The following is a 14,909-nucleotide window of genomic DNA, read 5'->3' as shown; positions in this document are numbered from 1 at the left end:
CACCCTACCAGCGCGCCGGGCCGCTGCAAGAGCAGGTGTCTTGCGGGTTCGCATCCCTTCGCCTAGATCATCCCCATGAGCCTGAGACAGATCCTTATCCACCCCGATCCCCGCCTAAAAGCGGTGGCGGATCCGGTTGCCGAGGTCGACGATACGATCCGTCGGCTGGCCGATGACATGCTGGAAACCATGTACGACGCCCCCGGCATCGGCCTTGCCGCACCGCAGGTGGGCGTGGGCAAACGGCTTCTCGTGATGGATTGCGTCAAGGGCGAGGACGAAGCGCCCCGCCCTCTCGTTCTGATCAACCCCCAGATCACGTGGGTTTCGGACGAGATGAACACCTACGAGGAAGGCTGTCTCTCGATCCCCGATCAATATGCCGAGGTCGAGCGCCCCGCGGTCGTGGACGTCACCTGGACCGCGCTTGACGGTACCCCGCAGTCCGAGCGCTTTGACGGTCTCTGGGCTACCTGCGTCCAGCACGAGATCGACCACCTCGATGGCAAGCTCTTCATCGACTACCTGAAACCGCTCAGGCGGCAGATGATCACGCGCAAGATGCAGAAGCTGAAGCGCGAGCGGGCGCGGACGTGATCTGGCCCTTCGTGCCCTGGCCGGACGCGAAACTGCGCACGCCCGCCGAACCGGTGGGCGAAATCACCGAACAGATCGAGACGCTCTGGTCCGACATGGTTGAGACGATGGAGGCGATGCCGGGCTACGGCCTTGCCGCGCCGCAGATCGGGGTCATGCTCCGGGCCGCCGTGGTCGATTGTTCCGAGGAACGGGGCCGGGTCGTGCGCCTGGCCGATCCCGAGATCGTTTCGGCCTCGGACGACACTTTCGACTGGGACGAGGCGTCGCCCAACCTGCCTGGCGTCTCGGCCCGCGTCACGCGGCCCGCTCGCGTCAAGGTCGCCTTCACCAATGAACAGGGCAAGCGCATCGCGCAGGATTTCGAAGGGCTCTGGGCCACCTCGGTCCAGCATCAGATCGACCACCTGAACGGTCTCATGTTCTTCGACCGCCTCAGCCGGACAAAGCGCGACATGCTGCTCAGAAAAGTCAGAAAGGCGCGCGGATGAAGGTCGTTTTCATGGGAACGCCTGACTTCTCTGTCCCTGCCCTGCGGGCGCTCCGCGAGGCCGGCCACGAGATCGTCGCCGCCTACACCCAGCCGCCCCGCCCCGCAGGCCGCGGCAAGAAGGACCGGCCGACCCCCATTCACGCTGCTGCCGAGGCGCTCGGCATAGAGGTGCGCCATCCCAAGACGCTCCGCACCGACGAGGCTCAGGCGGATTTCGCCGCGCTCGGCGCGGATGTGGCCGTGGTGGTCGCCTACGGGCTGATCCTGCCTCAGGCCATCCTTGACGCTCCCCGCCACGGATGCCTCAACATCCACGCCTCGCTCTTGCCCCGCTGGCGCGGCGCAGCGCCGATCCACCGCGCGGTTCTGGCGGGCGACGCGGAAACCGGCGTCGCCATCATGCAGATGGAGACCGGGCTCGACACCGGCCCCGTCCTTCTGGAAGAGGCCACGCCCATCGGTCCCGAAGACACCACCGGCGACCTCCACGACAGGCTGTCCGCTATCGGCGCACGCCTTATCGCCGAGGCCCTTGCGCGGCTCGACAGTCTGACAGCGATTCCACAATCCGAGGACGGCGTCACCTATGCCGAAAAGATCGACAAGGCCGAAGCCCGTATCGACTGGTCGCGTTCCGCCGCCGAGGTCGATCGGCAAATTCGCGGCCTCTCGCCCTTCCCCGGCGCCTGGTGTCTGGCCGGCGACGAACGCCTGAAACTCCTCCGCTCCCGTCTGACCGACGGCAGCGGCGCGCCCGGCACCCATTTAGGTGGTTTCCGTATCGCCTGCGGCGACGGCGCGGTTCAGGTCACGTTGGCACAGCGACAGGGCAAGGCGCCAATGCCGGCAGAAGACCTCCTCAAGGGTTTCCAACTCCCCGACCAACTCGACTGACCCTTTCTCTTTCTTCTTGGTCCAAATACTCTGGGGAACCGGGGGCAACGACCCCGGCGGATCGACCGGCGAAGCCGGGCGAAACCACGAAAGGGCTTAGCACCATGTTCTTTTCATTCTGGGGATCGCTCGTGCTTGGCGGTATCGCCGCCTATCTCTCGGAAAAATGGGGCTTCACCCATCACGGCGTCCTGCAGGCGATCATCATCGCACTCGGAGGCGTCATCCTGATCTTCATGGCCCGCGTGATGTTCCACCTCTCGGTTGGCGCGCCGGGCTGGGACGCGCTCATCGGCGCCATCGGCGCGCTGATCCTGATCCCGTCCGAAGCCATCGACCGCCGCCGGAAGCGCCGCCGCTAGGCTTTCGCGCCCTTCGCGGGCTTGAAGGGTGCCATCCCCTCGCGCGCCAACTCATCCGCCCGCTCGTTCTCGGGATGCCCGGCATGGCCCTTGACCCATTCCCAGGTCACATCGTGCCGCCCCGTCGCTTCGTCCAGACGCTGCCAGAGATCGTCGTTCTTGACCGGCTTCTTGTCCGCCGTCCGCCAGCCGTTCCGCTTCCAGCCGTGGATCCAGCTCGTCACACCGTTCTTCACATAGGCCGAGTCGGTGATGACCGTGATCCGGCTCGGCCGCTCCAGTGTCTCGAGCGCCGTGATCGCGGCCAGAAGCTCCATGCGGTTGTTCGTGGTATGCGCCTCGCCACCAGACAGGCTCCGCTCCTTCAGCACGCGGTCCCCGTCCCGCGCCTGCAAGAGAACGCCCCAGCCGCCCGGACCGGGATTTCCCGAACAGGCCCCGTCGGTATAGGCGAAAAGCGCACTCATTCCGGGATATCCCACAGCCCGATATGACCCGGAAGCGCGGCAACCCTCTCCACCCAGGCCACTACATGCCCGAAACGGCCAAGGTCGAAACCGCCCTTCGTTCCGGCGGAATGCGTGTAGGCATATAGCGAGATATCCGCGACGCTCGGCCCATCTCCTGCCAACCACTGCCGCCGGGAGAGATAAGCATCCATCTGGCCGAGGATGTCGTGCCCCCGATCCAGCAGGCTTGCCATGCGCTCGGGCGTCGCAAGATGCCGCCGGCTCGCATACACCTGTAAAGCCGCCCGGACGGCGATCACGCCCTCATGCTGGTTCTGCTCCCAGAACATCCAGCCCAGCGCCTCTGCGCGGGTCACGGGATCGGCGGGCATCCAGTCGGTGCCGTCAGCCAGATAGCAGAGGATCGCGTTGGATTCCGCCAGCTTCTTTCCGTTCTCCAGTTCGAGAACCGGCAACTTGCCGAAGGGCAGGATGCCAGAGGCGTGCGCTTCGGCCAGCGCTTCGCTCTCGAATTCGAGTGGCACGTGGCGATAGGGCAGGCCCAGATGCGCAAGCAACAGGCGCACCTTGTAGCTGTTGCCGGAAGACGGCATCGAATAAAGCGTCAATTCGGTCATGAAACACCTGTAAGAAGCGCCAAACCAAAGCCTTTCAAAGGCTTTGACGCGAACTCTTCTGAAGAGTTCGCGCGCATCAGAGAACCAGAAGCGACAGGCAGGCCACAACCACCACGGTCAGCAAAATGCGCAGCCGCATCCACCATTCCGGTGCCAAACCTTGACGCCAGAAGGACCAGTCGAGCCCCAGAAGCCCAATGAAGCCCGCGATCAGGTAGATGGTAGATGAGGCCGGACCCGCCCCCACCATGAAGAAGACCCAGAGCGCGGGGATCACCGAAAGCGCATAGCCCACCGCCGCCCTGCTCCCGCTGGCGCGGGTCGCGAACCCCCAGAGCACCCCCGACATGAAAGCCAGGATGATCGTGCCGTAATTCAAAAGCACGAAGGGCGCGATGAAGCGCGGCCCGAGATTGGAGGCGCCCCATGACGCCAGCCCGCCATGAACCATAGTGAGCGCTCCCCAGAGAAACGGGATCAGCCCGGCAAGTCCGAGAAAAAGCGGCGCGCGCGGGATCATGCGCGCTCCATCGCCAGCCGACCGGCAAGAGCCGCAAAGACCGCGGCGAACCCCCGGTTCAGCCAGCGCATGACGGTGGCGCTTTGCAGAAGATAGTCGCGCGCTGCGGCGGCAAAGACCCCGTAGACGACGAAGACCGCAAAGGTCAGTGCCATGAAGACCGCGCCGAGAGTAACCATCTCGGCGGTTGCGCGAACCGGATCGCCCGAAAGAAACGGTGGCAAAAGCGCCAGAAAAAAGATCGAGAGCTTCGGGTTCAGAATGTTGATCAGCGCGCCCCTTCGCGCGATCCGCCAGTCCGCCTCCCGGCTTCTGTCCGGCTGGATCGACAGCGCACCACCCGAAGACAGCGCCGACCACGCGAGATAAAGCAGATACGCCACGCCCGCGAATTTCACCACGGTGAAGAGAACCGCGCTTGTGTGGAGAACGGCCGCAAGTCCAAGGATTGCCGCCAGAAGATGCGGCACGATCCCGAATGTGCAGCCGAATGCCGCCGCGATGGCCGCCCGTCTTCCCTGCCCGAGACCCAGCGCGAGGGTATAAATCACACCCGTGCCGGGCGCGACGACCACGACGAAGGCCGTGATCAGGAACTGGAGAGTAATCATACGGTTTCTCTCAGAACGCGCGGGACCTTGAACTCGACACGCTCGACCGCCGTTTCGACGATTTCGACGGACACGTCGAATCGCGCGCGGAAGGCGTCGATGACCTCGTTCACCAGGATCTCGGGTGCCGAAGCGCCTGCCGTCACGCCAACCGCTCCGATCCCGTCGAGTGCGCGCCAGTCGATATCGTCCGCGCGCTGCACCAGCTGCGCATAGGCGCATCCGGCGGCGCGGCCGACCTCGACCAGTCGCTTCGAGTTGGAGGAATTCGGCGCGCCGATCACCAGAAGTGCGTCGATCTTCGGCGCCACCTCTTTCACCGCCTGCTGGCGGTTGGTGGTGGCGTAGCAGATGTCTTCCTTATGCGGACCCACGATGGCCGGGAACCGTGCCTGAAGCGCGGCCACGATATCGGCCGTGTCATCGACCGACAGTGTCGTCTGCGTGATGAAAGCCAGCTTTTCGGGATCGCGGGGGGTGACTCCTGCCACATCCTCGACCGTCTCGACCAGAATAACCTCGCCCTCAGGAAGCTGGCCCATAGTGCCCAGCGTCTCGGGGTGACCCTCGTGACCGATCATCACCATCTGAAGCCCGTTGGCATGGTGACGCTCGGCCTCGATATGGACCTTGGACACCAGCGGACAGGTCGCGTCCACAAAGAGCATTTCACGGCGCGCGGCCTCGGCGGGGACCGCCTTGGGCACGCCATGCGCCGAGAAAATCACCGGACGGTCATCAGGGCAGTCGTCCAGCTCTTCCACAAAGACCGCACCCTTGTCGCGCAGCCCGTCCACGACGAACTTGTTATGGACGATCTCGTGCCGGACATAGACAGGCGGCCCCCATTTCTCGAGTGCCATCTCGACGATCTTGATCGCCCGGTCGACACCCGCACAGAAACCGCGCGGGGCCGCAAGATAGAGGGTAAGGGGTGATTTTGTCATTCGCGCTTCTCCAGCCCAAGACCTATGGGATGGCAGGGCGAGCGTCCAGACCCGCTTGACCTTCCAGTGGGGGGAAAGACTATCTCACGGCGAGTATGCAAGGAGACGGAATGAAACCTGTATTTCTGGTATCTGCTTTTGCCGTGATCGCCGTCGCGGCAGGGAGCGCATTTTTCGCAACCGGTGGCAATGCTTCGTCGTTACCCCACCTGTCGGCAGAAACCGTCGCGATGGGGGCGGAGATCTATGCCGAGAACTGCGCGAGCTGCCATGGGGCGGCGCTGGAAGGAGAGGAAAACTGGCGCGAGCGGGATGCCGACGGCTACCTGCCCGCACCTCCTCACGATGCGAGCGGTCACACCTGGCACCATCCCACGGAACAGCTTTTCGAGATCACCAAATACGGAACCGAGACGGTGGTCGGCGGCGGCTACCGGTCGAATATGGCGGGCTTCGGCGACATTCTGACAGACGACGAAATCCGCGCGGTGCTTGCCTATATCAAAAGCACCTGGCCGGATCGGATCATCGAGCGGCACAACGAGCTGGACGCGGCCTACAAGGCCAGTCAGCAGTAAACGAGGGGGCTGTCTGCCCCCTCGAACTGCCCCGAGGATATTTTGAACAGGCGAAGGAGGCGGGCGCGCCTGGGCGTCAGTCCTCGTCGCCGTCGTCACCGTCACGGGGTTCGCGCGGCGGGCGGCCGATGACTTCGCGAAGCTCGTCCAGTTCGATGAAGTTGTCGGCCTGGCGACGAAGCTCATCCGCGATCATCGGTGGCTGCGAACGGATCGTCGAGACGATGGACACCCGGACGCCCTGGCGCTGAAGGCTCTCGACGAGCGGGCGGAAATCGCCGTCGCCCGAGAAAAGGACGATATGGTCGACATGAGGGGCAAGCTCCATCGCGTCGACGGTCAGCTCGATATCCATGTTGCCCTTGACCTTGCGGCGGCCCTGGCTGTCGGTGAATTCCTTGGCCGGCTTCGTGACCATGGCGAAGCCATTGTAGTGGAGCCAGTCCACGAGCGGCCGGATCGGCGAATACTCGTCGTTTTCAAGAAGGGCGGTATAGTAGAAGGCGCGCAGCAACTTGCCACGGCGCATGAATTCCTGACGCAGCAGCTTGTAGTCGATATCGAATCCGAGGGATTTGGCGGCAGCGTAGAGATTTGCTCCATCAATGAAGAGCGCAAGTCTTTCGTCCCGGTAGAACATACGGGCTCCTTCCAAAATTCATTTTTTCGAAACGCAGGCGTCCGTGAGTGTGAGTGGTGGGCATGCCGGAAGCGTTAAGTGACCTAAACGTAAAAATACATATGGTTGCAACTATCTATTTGGACGGTTTGCATATCCTTTCGTATAGATCTGAACACGTTATGCGGTAGTTAAGGGGATAAACCGCAGAATTGGCGGCGCCTTGGAGGGTTTGCGCGCCCGCCGTCGACGCTCTATCCGTCAACGGGTGACAGGCGCACGAAAAGCCAAGAATATACTTGTGTTTCCGGCTTGGGCGGCATAGGTACGCAGCCTGATCCCATGAGCTATGGAGTCCACAATGGCCCGCGTGACGGTTGAAGATTGCGTTGACAAGGTTCCGAACCGGTTCGAGCTGGTGATGCTTGCCGCCCATCGTGCGCGCGAGATATCGGAAGGCGCGCCGCTGACCGTGGACCGCGACAACGACAAGAATCCTGTCGTCAGCCTGCGTGAGATCGCCGAAGAGACCCAGTCGGCCGATGATCTGCGCGAACGCATGATCGAGTCGCACCAGACCCAGATCGAGGTCGACGAGCCGGAAGAAGACGCCATGGCGCTTCTTATGGGGGCAGAGGCCGACAAGCCTGCCGACAACGACATGAGCGAGGAGAAGCTTCTCCGCGCCTTGATGGAAGCGCAGCGCCAGGGCTAAGGCCAGTTCCCGGCGCTGGCCAGGGGGTGGCCGGATGATAGACGCCGCCGACCTGATCGCCCTCGTTCAGAATTATAACCCGAAAAGCAACGCATCGCTGATTCAGCGCGCCTATGACTATGGGCTCGAGATGCATGAGGGCCAGTTCCGGCATTCGGGCGAGCCCTACTTTTCGCATCCGGTTGCGGTGGCCGCGATCCTCACGGAACAGCAGCTTGACGACGCCACCATCGTCACAGCGCTTCTGCATGACACGATCGAAGACACCCGCTCGACCTATTCCGAGATCGAGCGGAACTTCGGCAAGGAAATCGCCGAGCTTGTCGACGGTGTCACCAAGCTGACGAATCTGCAGCTTTCCTCGACCGAGACGAAGCAGGCCGAGAACTTCCGCAAGCTCTTCATGGCGATGAGCCGCGATCTGCGGGTGATCCTCGTCAAGCTGGCCGACCGTCTTCACAACATGCGCACGATCCGCTCGATGCGGCCGGACAAGCAGGTCCAGAAGGCCCGCGAGACGATGGACATCTTCGCGCCGCTCGCCGGCCGGATGGGCATGCAGTGGATGCGCGAGGAACTTGAAGATCTCGCCTTCCGCGTCCTCAACCCCGAGGCACGGAACTCGATTATCCGGCGGTTCATCACGCTCCAGCGCGAAACGGGCGACGTGATCCAGAAGATCACCGCGGATATCGAACGCGAACTGGACGTCGCCGGGATCAAAGCCGAAGTGCTGGGACGCGCCAAGAAGCCCTATTCGATCTGGCGGAAGATGCAGGAGAAGGAGATCGGCTTCTCGCGCCTGTCCGACATCTATGGCTTCCGGATCATCGTGCAGACCGAGCGGGATTGCTACGGCGCGCTTGGCGCGGTGCATCAGCGGTGGCGGGCAGTGCCGGGCCGGTTCAAGGACTATATCAGCCAGCCCAAGTCTAACGGCTACCGCTCGATCCACACCACGGTATCGGGTCGGGACGGCAAACGGGTCGAGGTGCAGATCCGCACGCAGGTGATGCACGAGGTCGCCGAGGCAGGCGTTGCCGCGCATTGGTCTTATCGCGACGGCGTCCGGGCCGAGAACCCCTTCGCGGTCGATCCTGCCAAGTGGATCAGCACGCTCACCGAGCGTTTCGACAGCGAGGATGACCACGATGAATTTCTCGAAGCGGTCAAGCTCGAGATGTATGCCGACCAGGTGTTCTGCTTCACGCCGAAAGGGGACGTGGTCAAACTGCCGAGGGGCGCAACGCCCCTGGATTTTGCCTATGCCATCCATACCCGGATCGGGGACAGCTGCGTCGGCGCGAAAGTGGATGCAGTGCGCGTTCCGCTCTGGACGCGGCTCAAGAACGGGCAGTCGGTCGAGATCATGACCGCCGAAGGCCAGCGGCCCCAGGCAACCTGGATCGACATCGTGGCGACCGGGCGTGCCAAGGCAGCGATCCGGCGCTCGCTTCGGGAAGAGGACCGCGAACGTTTCATCAAGCTCGGGCGCGAACTGGCGCGGCTGGCCTTCGATCAGGTCGGCAAGCGCGCAACGGAAAAGGCACTGTCGACGGCGGCGAAGCATCTTGCGCTCGAAAACAGCCAGGTTCTTCTCGAACGGATTGGATCGGCCGAGCTCACCGCCCGGCGGGTGATCGAGGTGCTTTATCCCGACCTCTCAAAGAGCAGCGGCAGCGAGATCGACGCTACCCGCGCGATCGTGGGTCTGAAACCCAGCCAGACATTCCGCCGCGCCGCCTGCTGCCAGCCGGTGCCGGGTGAGCGTATCGTCGGCATCAGCTATCGCGGCAAGGGCGTGATGATCCACGCCATCGACTGCGAAGCGCTGGCCGAGATCGAGGAGCAGTCCGAACGCTGGGTCGACCTGCACTGGCAGGAAGGGCGTCACCCGGCTGTGCATACGGTCAGCCTGGAACTGACCATCGCGAATGACAGCGGAGTTCTGGGGCGCATCTGCACGCTGATCGGCGAACAGCAGGCGAATATCTCGGACCTTGTTTTCATCGACCGCAAACCCGACTTCTATCGTCTGATCGTCGATGTGGATTTACGGGACGTTGCGCATCTCCATGCTATCATCACGGCATTGGAAGCGGAAAGCGACGTCGCCAGCGTAACGCGGCATCGCGATTTGGAACGGAAACCCTGAGGCGGGGAAGCGCGACGCGTGGTCTTCAAACGCCGAAAGCCCAGAACGTATTACGAAGCGTTCACCGAGAGCTTCTATCCCAAGGGCGGATGGCGGCGCGCGGTACAGTACATCGTCCATCGCCTGCGCCGCCTGCCCGACCCCGCGCACAAGATCAGCCGGGGCATAGCCGCCGGGGTCTTCGCCTGTTTCACCCCGTTCTTCGGGCTACATTTCGTGATCGCCGCCGGTCTGGCCGCTCTTCTCCGCGGGAACATCATGGCGGCGCTTCTTGCGACGTTCTTCGGCAATCCGCTGACCTTTCCGATCATCGCGGCCGTCGCCATGGAACTTGGCAACTGGATGCTCGGCCTGCCACATATTCCGCTCTACCGGATCGCGGGCGCGTTCTCGGACGCGGCGGTCGAGCTTTGGCGGAATTTCATGGCAATCTTCACCGCCGCACCCACGCGGTGGGGGTCGCTCGCAGACTTCTTCAGGACGATCTTCTTTCCGTATCTCATCGGTGGCATTCTGCCTGGGATCGTCACTTCGATCGCCGCATATTTCCTCACCGAGCCTGTGCTTCACGCATACCAGAAAGCGCGCGTCGCCCGCCTGAAGAAGCGCTTCGCCAAGAAACGCGAACGGGTCGTGTCGCGGCGGCTGGATGCCGAGGGCAAATCCGGCGACGGCACGGCCGCGGAGTAGCTTGCCAAGGCGCGCAAGACCGTGCCACTTGACGGACATGGCACGAAAACCGGCCCCGAAAAAAGCGAAAGCGAAGAAAGACACCGGATCGGCCCGCCGCATCCGACCCTTTCGCCTTTTCCTGAGGGGCCTCCTCACTCTTGGCTGCGCCATGGTGATCTCGATCACGCTTTACAGCGTCTTCCGGCCGCCCACGACAGCGACGATCCTGTCCGAGTCCATGCGACTGGGCGGCATTCAGCGCGAGTGGGTGGATATCGACGATGTCGCCCCTGTCATGGCGCGCGCGGTCGTGGCCGCCGAGGACGCGAATTTCTGCCTGCACTGGGGCTTTGACATGGCCGCGCTGAGGCTGGCGATCGCCGAAGGCGCGGACCGGGGCGCATCGACCCTGACGCAGCAGGTCGTAAAGAATGTATGGCTATGGCAAGGGCGAAGCTGGCCACGGAAGGCACTGGAAGCACTGATGACCCCGATGGTCGAAGCGCTCTGGTCCAAGCGGCGAATCGTCGAGGTCTATCTGAACGTTGCCGAGTTCGATGAGGGTGTCTTCGGGATCGAAGCGGCGGCCCGGCATCATTTCGGAATCCCCGCCAGCGAACTCTCGGCGCGGCAGGCCTCGCTTCTGGCGGCCGTTCTGCCCAACCCGAAAGAGCGGCAGGCCGTCAATCCGTCGACCGCCGTCCAGAGACGTGCGGCCTCCATCGCGGATGGTGCGGCGACGATCCGCGCCGATGGTCGCGCCGCCTGCTTCGAGGATTGAACGCGCGCGGCAAAAAGGGCATTCAGACGGGAATGACGGGGAAATTGCGATGATCCGCCTCTATCACGTTCCATTGTCGCCCTTCTGCCGGAAGGTGCGCCTGAGCCTTGCCGAGAAGCGGCTCGAAGTGGAGCTTGTCGAAGAGCGCTACTGGGAACGGGACGCTGATTTTCTGCGCCGCAATCCCGCCGGCAAGGTTCCCGTTCTGAAGATCGACGGACTGACCCTGACCGAAAGTGCCGCCATCTGCGAGTACCTCGAAGAGCGGAACCCTGACCCGAGCCTTATGCCCTCCGATCCCGCCAGCCGGCACGAGGTACGCCGGCTCGTCGGTTGGTTCGACGACAAGTTTCACAACGAGGTCACGTCGAAGCTGCTCTATGAGCGGGTGAACAAGAAAATCACCAAGGAAGGCTACCCGGACTCTGGCAACGTCAAGGCGGGCGCGAAGGCGATCAAGTTCCATCTGGACTACTTGGAAAACCTGCTCGAAGAGCGCCGCTGGCTGGCGGGCAATGCCCTGACGCTGGCAGATTTCGCCGCCGCTGCACATCTGTCGTCGCTGGACTATATCTCTGACGTCGACTGGAACCGGACCGCCGGTGTTCGGGACTGGTATGCGAAGATCAAGTCGCGCCCGGCCTTCCGCAGTCTTCTGGCCGATGTCGTCCCCGGTTTCCCGCCGCCTGCGCATTATGCCGATCTGGATTTCTGAGAGGGACTGCGCCGGGCGTGCCGCCCGTCGCGGTGGCCGCCCGGCATATCCGACGCCCATGCGTCCGACCGGTTGCGCTTGGCAAGCCAAGCGCCCGAGGCGAGAGGGCTTTGCCCTCTCGCGCTCTCCCAGGATATTTTCAGGCCGATAATGGATAGGGACGCTCTGAAATCGGCGCTGATCGGTGAGGCGGTCGGGGCGGGCTTTGCCATGGCCCGTCTGACCACGCCCGACGCCGTGCCGGACGTGCCGGAGCGGCTGCGCGCGTTTCTCGACGCGGGCTATCATGGGCAGATGGGCTGGCTGGAAGAGCGGGCGGCGTGGCGCGGTGACCCGGCCGCGCTCTGGCCCGAGGCGCGGTCGGTCCTGATGCTGGCCGAACCCTATACGCCCGAGCACGATCCACTTGAGGATCTCAAACGGCGGGACCGGGGTGTCGTGTCGGTCTATGCCCGGAACCGGGACTACCACGACATCGTCAAGAAGCGGCTGAAGCGCGTTGCCCGCTGGCTGGTGACCGAAACCGGCTGCGAGGTGAAAGTCTTCGTCGACACCGCGCCGGTGCCGGAGAAGGCGCTTGGGCAGGCGGCGGGGCTTGGCTGGCAAGGCAAGCATACGAACCTTGTGAGCCGCGATCTGGGGAACTGGTTCTTTCTTGGCGCGATCTTCACGACGCTCGATCTGGAGCCCGACAGCTCGGAGATCGACCATTGCGGGTCCTGCCGTCGGTGTCTCGACATCTGCCCGACCGATGCCTTCCCTGCGCCTTACCGCTTGGATGCAAGGCGCTGCATTTCCTATCTGACCATCGAGCACAAGGGACCGGTGCCGGAAGACCTGAGGACAGGGCTAGGCAACCACATATACGGCTGCGACGACTGTCTTGCCGTCTGCCCATGGAACAAGTTTGCCAGCACCGCGCGGGATCAGCGCTATGCCGCGCGGGACGATCTGGAGGCACCGCCTCTGGCAGAACTGGCGGCGCTGGACGATGGCGCGTTCCGCGCAAAGTTCTCCGGCTCGCCCATCAAGCGGGTCGGACGGGACCGCTTCGTGCGGAACGTCGCATATGCCATCGGGAATTCCGGTAAGCGAGCGCTTCTTTCCGCGCTCGACCCGCTCTTGAATGACCCCGATCCGGCGGTAGCCGACGCGGCAGAGTGGGCAAGGAGGCGGCTCGCGGAGCCTGATTAGGCACGCAGGCCTTGTCGTGCTATGGTCGCTACAGGAGGTGACGCCATGAAGCATATCCTTGACCATCCGAAGACCCGCGACGACGCGACGAAGCTGGCGCGTTTCGCCGATCTCGACCGGAAGACCGGAGACCGGCCGACGGCCGAGACGGAAACGCTGGTCCGCGCACCGCGCCGGCGGGACGCGTCCGAAAAGCTGAAGCGCTTCGTCGGTATCGCGCGGCAGGGCGACTGAACGAGAGCGCTGGCGCGACCGAAAATCCGCTGGTAGTCAGGGGTATGAGTTTCGCCCCTGTCGATCCCTTTCGCGCCATCGCGCTCAAGGTGATCTCGGTCCTTCTGTTCGTTGTGATGGCATCGTTCATCAAGGCGGCTTCTGCGGAAGTCCCGCCGGGGGAGACCGTGTTCTTCCGCTCGTTCTTCGCGCTTCCCGTGATCATCGGCTGGCTGGCCTGGCAGGGCCAGTTGGGCACCGGCCTGAAGACCGAGAACCCGCTCGGGCACCTCTGGCGCGGCCTGATCGGCACCATGGCGATGGGCATGAGCTTTGCCGGTCTAGCGATCCTGCCGCTCTACGAGGTGAAGGCCATCCAATACGCGATGCCGCTTTTCGTGGTGATCCTGGCGGCGATGTTTCTGGGCGAGACGATCCGCAAGGTGCGCCTGACCGCCGTGGGCATGGGGATGGTGGGCGTGCTGATCATCCTCTGGCCGCGCCTGTCCGCCTTCGGCAGCGACGCGCCCTTCGACCCGATGCTGGCCTTCGGCACAATGATCGTGCTGACCGGCTCTTTCTGCGCCGCTCTGGCGCAGGTCTTCGTGCGGCGTCTGGTCGAGACGGAAAACACCGCCGCCATCGTCTTCTATTTCTCGATCACCGCGACGCTTCTATCGCTGATCACCCTGCCCTTCGGGTGGAAGGTGCCGTCCGGCGAGACGCTTCTCTACCTTCTGGGTGCGGGGCTGGTGGGGGGCACCGGCCAGATTTTGCTGACAAGCTCGTATCGCTACGCCGATGCCTCGATCATCGCGCCGTTCGAGTATTCGTCGATGCTGTTTGCGGTGACGATCGGCTTCGTCTGGTTCGACGAGGTGCCGACGGCGATGATGATGCTGGGCGCCGCAATCGTTATTGCGGCAGGCGTACTGATCATCCTGCGGGAGCGGTACCTGAAGATACAGCGCGGCAAGGCGCGGAACGTGGTCACGAAGTACGGCTGACGGTCCTTTCGATGCCGGCCGGAAACGCGGCAAGAGCAAGACCGGCGAGGAAGGAAATCGCGATCATTTCGCCCCCGTCTTCTGCAATGAAGAGGGCCTCGGAGATAAACGAGTCCTTGCCGAACAGAGTTGACGCAGCCTGGTGCAGCACGTCGATCACAACCGCGCAGAAGGCTGCCGACGCGATGAAGACCAATGCGAGGACGATGTAGAGTCTTTCCGAACGATCGGCGCGCAGCCACGCCATTAGAAGCGGCGCGCCGGCAATGACTGCAAGCATCGCGAAGCCGATCAGTTCGCCCAGGTCCTGAGACCTCAGCGGGCCGGGCGCGAAATTCAGCCAGCTCTCCGAGACAAGCATCCCGACCGTTTCGTGCAGTTCCAGCATGTCGTCCAGCGCGATCGCGGCGATCGCGACCGTCAGCGCCGCGAAGATAACTCTTCGGGTGACGAGGGCTGAAACGATGAAGAGGCCACAGATGACGGCATATTTCCCGGCCGTGTAGAACGCCGCAAGGCCGAGGGGCGCACCCAGGCTTTCGGAAAGCCAGGCCATGTTGTGAGACGACATCCCGATGTCGAGATAGCTGGTGTGCAGAAGGATGAAGAACAGATCCGCCGCAAGAAAGAACACCAGCCCTGATAGGGCCGGTTGTCTCAGGAAAAGGGTGCGCGACAACCGCGCCAGATCGGAAAACACATCAAGCAAGACGAGAGGCCCCCATCCCCTCGCCTTGAAAGATAACACG

The 14,909-nt window shown here is 63.2% G+C and carries 20 protein-coding genes; 13 read left to right on the top strand and 7 right to left on the bottom strand.

From position 1 onward, the window contains the following. The first annotated feature begins 75 nt into the window (after window positions 1-75). The 4 genes from def (GQ651_RS11040) to GQ651_RS11025 all read left to right on the top strand — a co-directional run bounded on the left by def (GQ651_RS11040) (window position 76) and on the right by GQ651_RS11025 (window position 2,346). Window positions 76-597 carry a peptide deformylase gene (gene def / locus GQ651_RS11040; protein WP_160764312.1) on the top strand — a complete coding sequence of 174 codons (522 nt, stop codon included), beginning with the start codon at window positions 76-78 and terminating at the stop codon, window positions 595-597. Further along, complete coding sequence (gene def / locus GQ651_RS11035) at window positions 594-1,088, top strand: peptide deformylase (RefSeq protein WP_160764311.1); 495 nt, start codon at window positions 594-596, stop codon at window positions 1,086-1,088. Before def (GQ651_RS11040) ends, def (GQ651_RS11035) begins: the two co-directional genes overlap by 4 nt. Then, window positions 1,085-1,984 carry a methionyl-tRNA formyltransferase gene (fmt, locus tag GQ651_RS11030; protein WP_160764310.1) on the top strand — a complete coding sequence of 300 codons (900 nt, stop codon included), beginning with the start codon at window positions 1,085-1,087 and terminating at the stop codon, window positions 1,982-1,984. The genes def (GQ651_RS11035) and fmt overlap by 4 nt, the downstream gene beginning before the upstream one ends. A gap of 104 nt (window positions 1,985-2,088) precedes the next feature. Beyond that, window positions 2,089-2,346, top strand: coding sequence for a hypothetical protein (locus tag GQ651_RS11025; RefSeq protein ID WP_160764309.1), 258 nt, complete (start codon window positions 2,089-2,091; stop codon window positions 2,344-2,346). Here the strand turns inward: GQ651_RS11025 and rnhA are convergent. The 5 genes from rnhA to ispH all read right to left on the bottom strand — a co-directional run bounded on the left by rnhA (window position 2,343) and on the right by ispH (window position 5,511). Further along, window positions 2,343-2,813 carry a ribonuclease HI gene (gene rnhA, locus GQ651_RS11020; RefSeq protein WP_160764308.1) on the bottom strand — a complete coding sequence of 157 codons (471 nt, stop codon included), beginning with the start codon at window positions 2,811-2,813 and terminating at the stop codon, window positions 2,343-2,345. The two genes, GQ651_RS11025 and rnhA, sit on opposite strands and share 4 nt — an antisense overlap. After that, the gene (locus GQ651_RS11015) at window positions 2,810-3,433 is read right to left on the bottom strand and encodes a glutathione S-transferase family protein (protein ID WP_227258145.1); all 624 of its coding nucleotides are present in this window, start codon (window positions 3,431-3,433) and stop codon (window positions 2,810-2,812) included. Before GQ651_RS11015 ends, rnhA begins: the two co-directional genes overlap by 4 nt. 76 nt (window positions 3,434-3,509) lie before the next feature. Next, window positions 3,510-3,953: a DUF3429 domain-containing protein gene (locus GQ651_RS11010; protein ID WP_160764307.1), complete on the bottom strand. Its 444-nt coding sequence runs from the start codon at window positions 3,951-3,953 to the stop codon at window positions 3,510-3,512. Continuing rightward, window positions 3,950-4,564, bottom strand: coding sequence for a LysE family translocator (locus GQ651_RS11005; protein WP_160764306.1), 615 nt, complete (start codon window positions 4,562-4,564; stop codon window positions 3,950-3,952). The genes GQ651_RS11010 and GQ651_RS11005 overlap by 4 nt, the downstream gene beginning before the upstream one ends. After that, window positions 4,561-5,511 carry a 4-hydroxy-3-methylbut-2-enyl diphosphate reductase gene (gene ispH / locus GQ651_RS11000; protein ID WP_160764305.1) on the bottom strand — a complete coding sequence of 317 codons (951 nt, stop codon included), beginning with the start codon at window positions 5,509-5,511 and terminating at the stop codon, window positions 4,561-4,563. Before ispH ends, GQ651_RS11005 begins: the two co-directional genes overlap by 4 nt. A 110-nt stretch (window positions 5,512-5,621) precedes the next feature. Between ispH and GQ651_RS10995 the strand changes: the two genes are divergently transcribed. Beyond that, the gene (locus GQ651_RS10995; RefSeq protein WP_160764304.1) at window positions 5,622-6,089 is read left to right on the top strand and encodes a c-type cytochrome; all 468 of its coding nucleotides are present in this window, start codon (window positions 5,622-5,624) and stop codon (window positions 6,087-6,089) included. A gap of 76 nt (window positions 6,090-6,165) precedes the next feature. Here GQ651_RS10995 and GQ651_RS10990 read toward each other — a convergent pair whose 3' ends face one another. Further along, window positions 6,166-6,729, bottom strand: coding sequence for a LabA-like NYN domain-containing protein (locus tag GQ651_RS10990; protein ID WP_160764303.1), 564 nt, complete (start codon window positions 6,727-6,729; stop codon window positions 6,166-6,168). Window positions 6,730-7,069: 340 nt separating this feature from the next. On the opposite strand from GQ651_RS10990, the gene rpoZ reads away from it, so the two are divergent. From rpoZ to GQ651_RS10950, 8 genes are all read left to right on the top strand, one after another. Then, window positions 7,070-7,423 (top strand): DNA-directed RNA polymerase subunit omega, encoded by a 354-nt coding sequence (rpoZ, locus tag GQ651_RS10985; RefSeq protein ID WP_160764302.1) that lies wholly within the window; start codon window positions 7,070-7,072, stop codon window positions 7,421-7,423. Window positions 7,424-7,457: 34 nt separating this feature from the next. Then, entirely contained in the window at window positions 7,458-9,578 is a 2,121-nt protein-coding gene (locus GQ651_RS10980; RefSeq protein WP_160764301.1) for a RelA/SpoT family protein, read from the top strand. 18 nt (window positions 9,579-9,596) lie between these two features. After that, window positions 9,597-10,268 carry a DUF2062 domain-containing protein gene (locus GQ651_RS10975; RefSeq protein ID WP_160764300.1) on the top strand — a complete coding sequence of 224 codons (672 nt, stop codon included), beginning with the start codon at window positions 9,597-9,599 and terminating at the stop codon, window positions 10,266-10,268. A gap of 37 nt (window positions 10,269-10,305) precedes the next feature. After that, the gene (gene mtgA, locus GQ651_RS10970) at window positions 10,306-11,031 is read left to right on the top strand and encodes a monofunctional biosynthetic peptidoglycan transglycosylase (RefSeq protein WP_160764299.1); all 726 of its coding nucleotides are present in this window, start codon (window positions 10,306-10,308) and stop codon (window positions 11,029-11,031) included. A 49-nt stretch (window positions 11,032-11,080) separates the two neighbouring features. Next, window positions 11,081-11,746, top strand: coding sequence for an FtsZ-binding protein FzlA (fzlA, locus tag GQ651_RS10965; protein WP_160764298.1), 666 nt, complete (start codon window positions 11,081-11,083; stop codon window positions 11,744-11,746). 150 nt (window positions 11,747-11,896) lie between these two features. Further along, window positions 11,897-12,940 (top strand): tRNA epoxyqueuosine(34) reductase QueG, encoded by a 1,044-nt coding sequence (gene queG / locus GQ651_RS10960; protein WP_160764297.1) that lies wholly within the window; start codon window positions 11,897-11,899, stop codon window positions 12,938-12,940. Window positions 12,941-12,985: 45 nt separating this feature from the next. After that, window positions 12,986-13,174, top strand: a complete 189-nt coding sequence (locus tag GQ651_RS10955) for a hypothetical protein (RefSeq protein WP_160764296.1) — start codon at window positions 12,986-12,988, stop codon at window positions 13,172-13,174. A 44-nt stretch (window positions 13,175-13,218) separates the two neighbouring features. Continuing rightward, window positions 13,219-14,160 carry a DMT family transporter gene (locus GQ651_RS10950; RefSeq protein WP_160764295.1) on the top strand — a complete coding sequence of 314 codons (942 nt, stop codon included), beginning with the start codon at window positions 13,219-13,221 and terminating at the stop codon, window positions 14,158-14,160. On the opposite strand, the gene GQ651_RS10945 is transcribed toward GQ651_RS10950, so the two are convergent. Beyond that, window positions 14,144-14,869, bottom strand: coding sequence for a hypothetical protein (locus GQ651_RS10945; RefSeq protein WP_160764294.1), 726 nt, complete (start codon window positions 14,867-14,869; stop codon window positions 14,144-14,146). The two genes, GQ651_RS10950 and GQ651_RS10945, sit on opposite strands and share 17 nt — an antisense overlap. Window positions 14,870-14,909: the final 40 nt, after the last annotated feature.

The organism is Kangsaoukella pontilimi (genome assembly GCF_009830125.1).
Classification (GTDB): Bacteria; Pseudomonadota; Alphaproteobacteria; order Rhodobacterales; family Rhodobacteraceae; genus Kangsaoukella; species Kangsaoukella pontilimi.
Note: the sequence above shows the minus strand (reverse complement) of the source record. Positions and strands in the feature narration are given on the sequence as shown.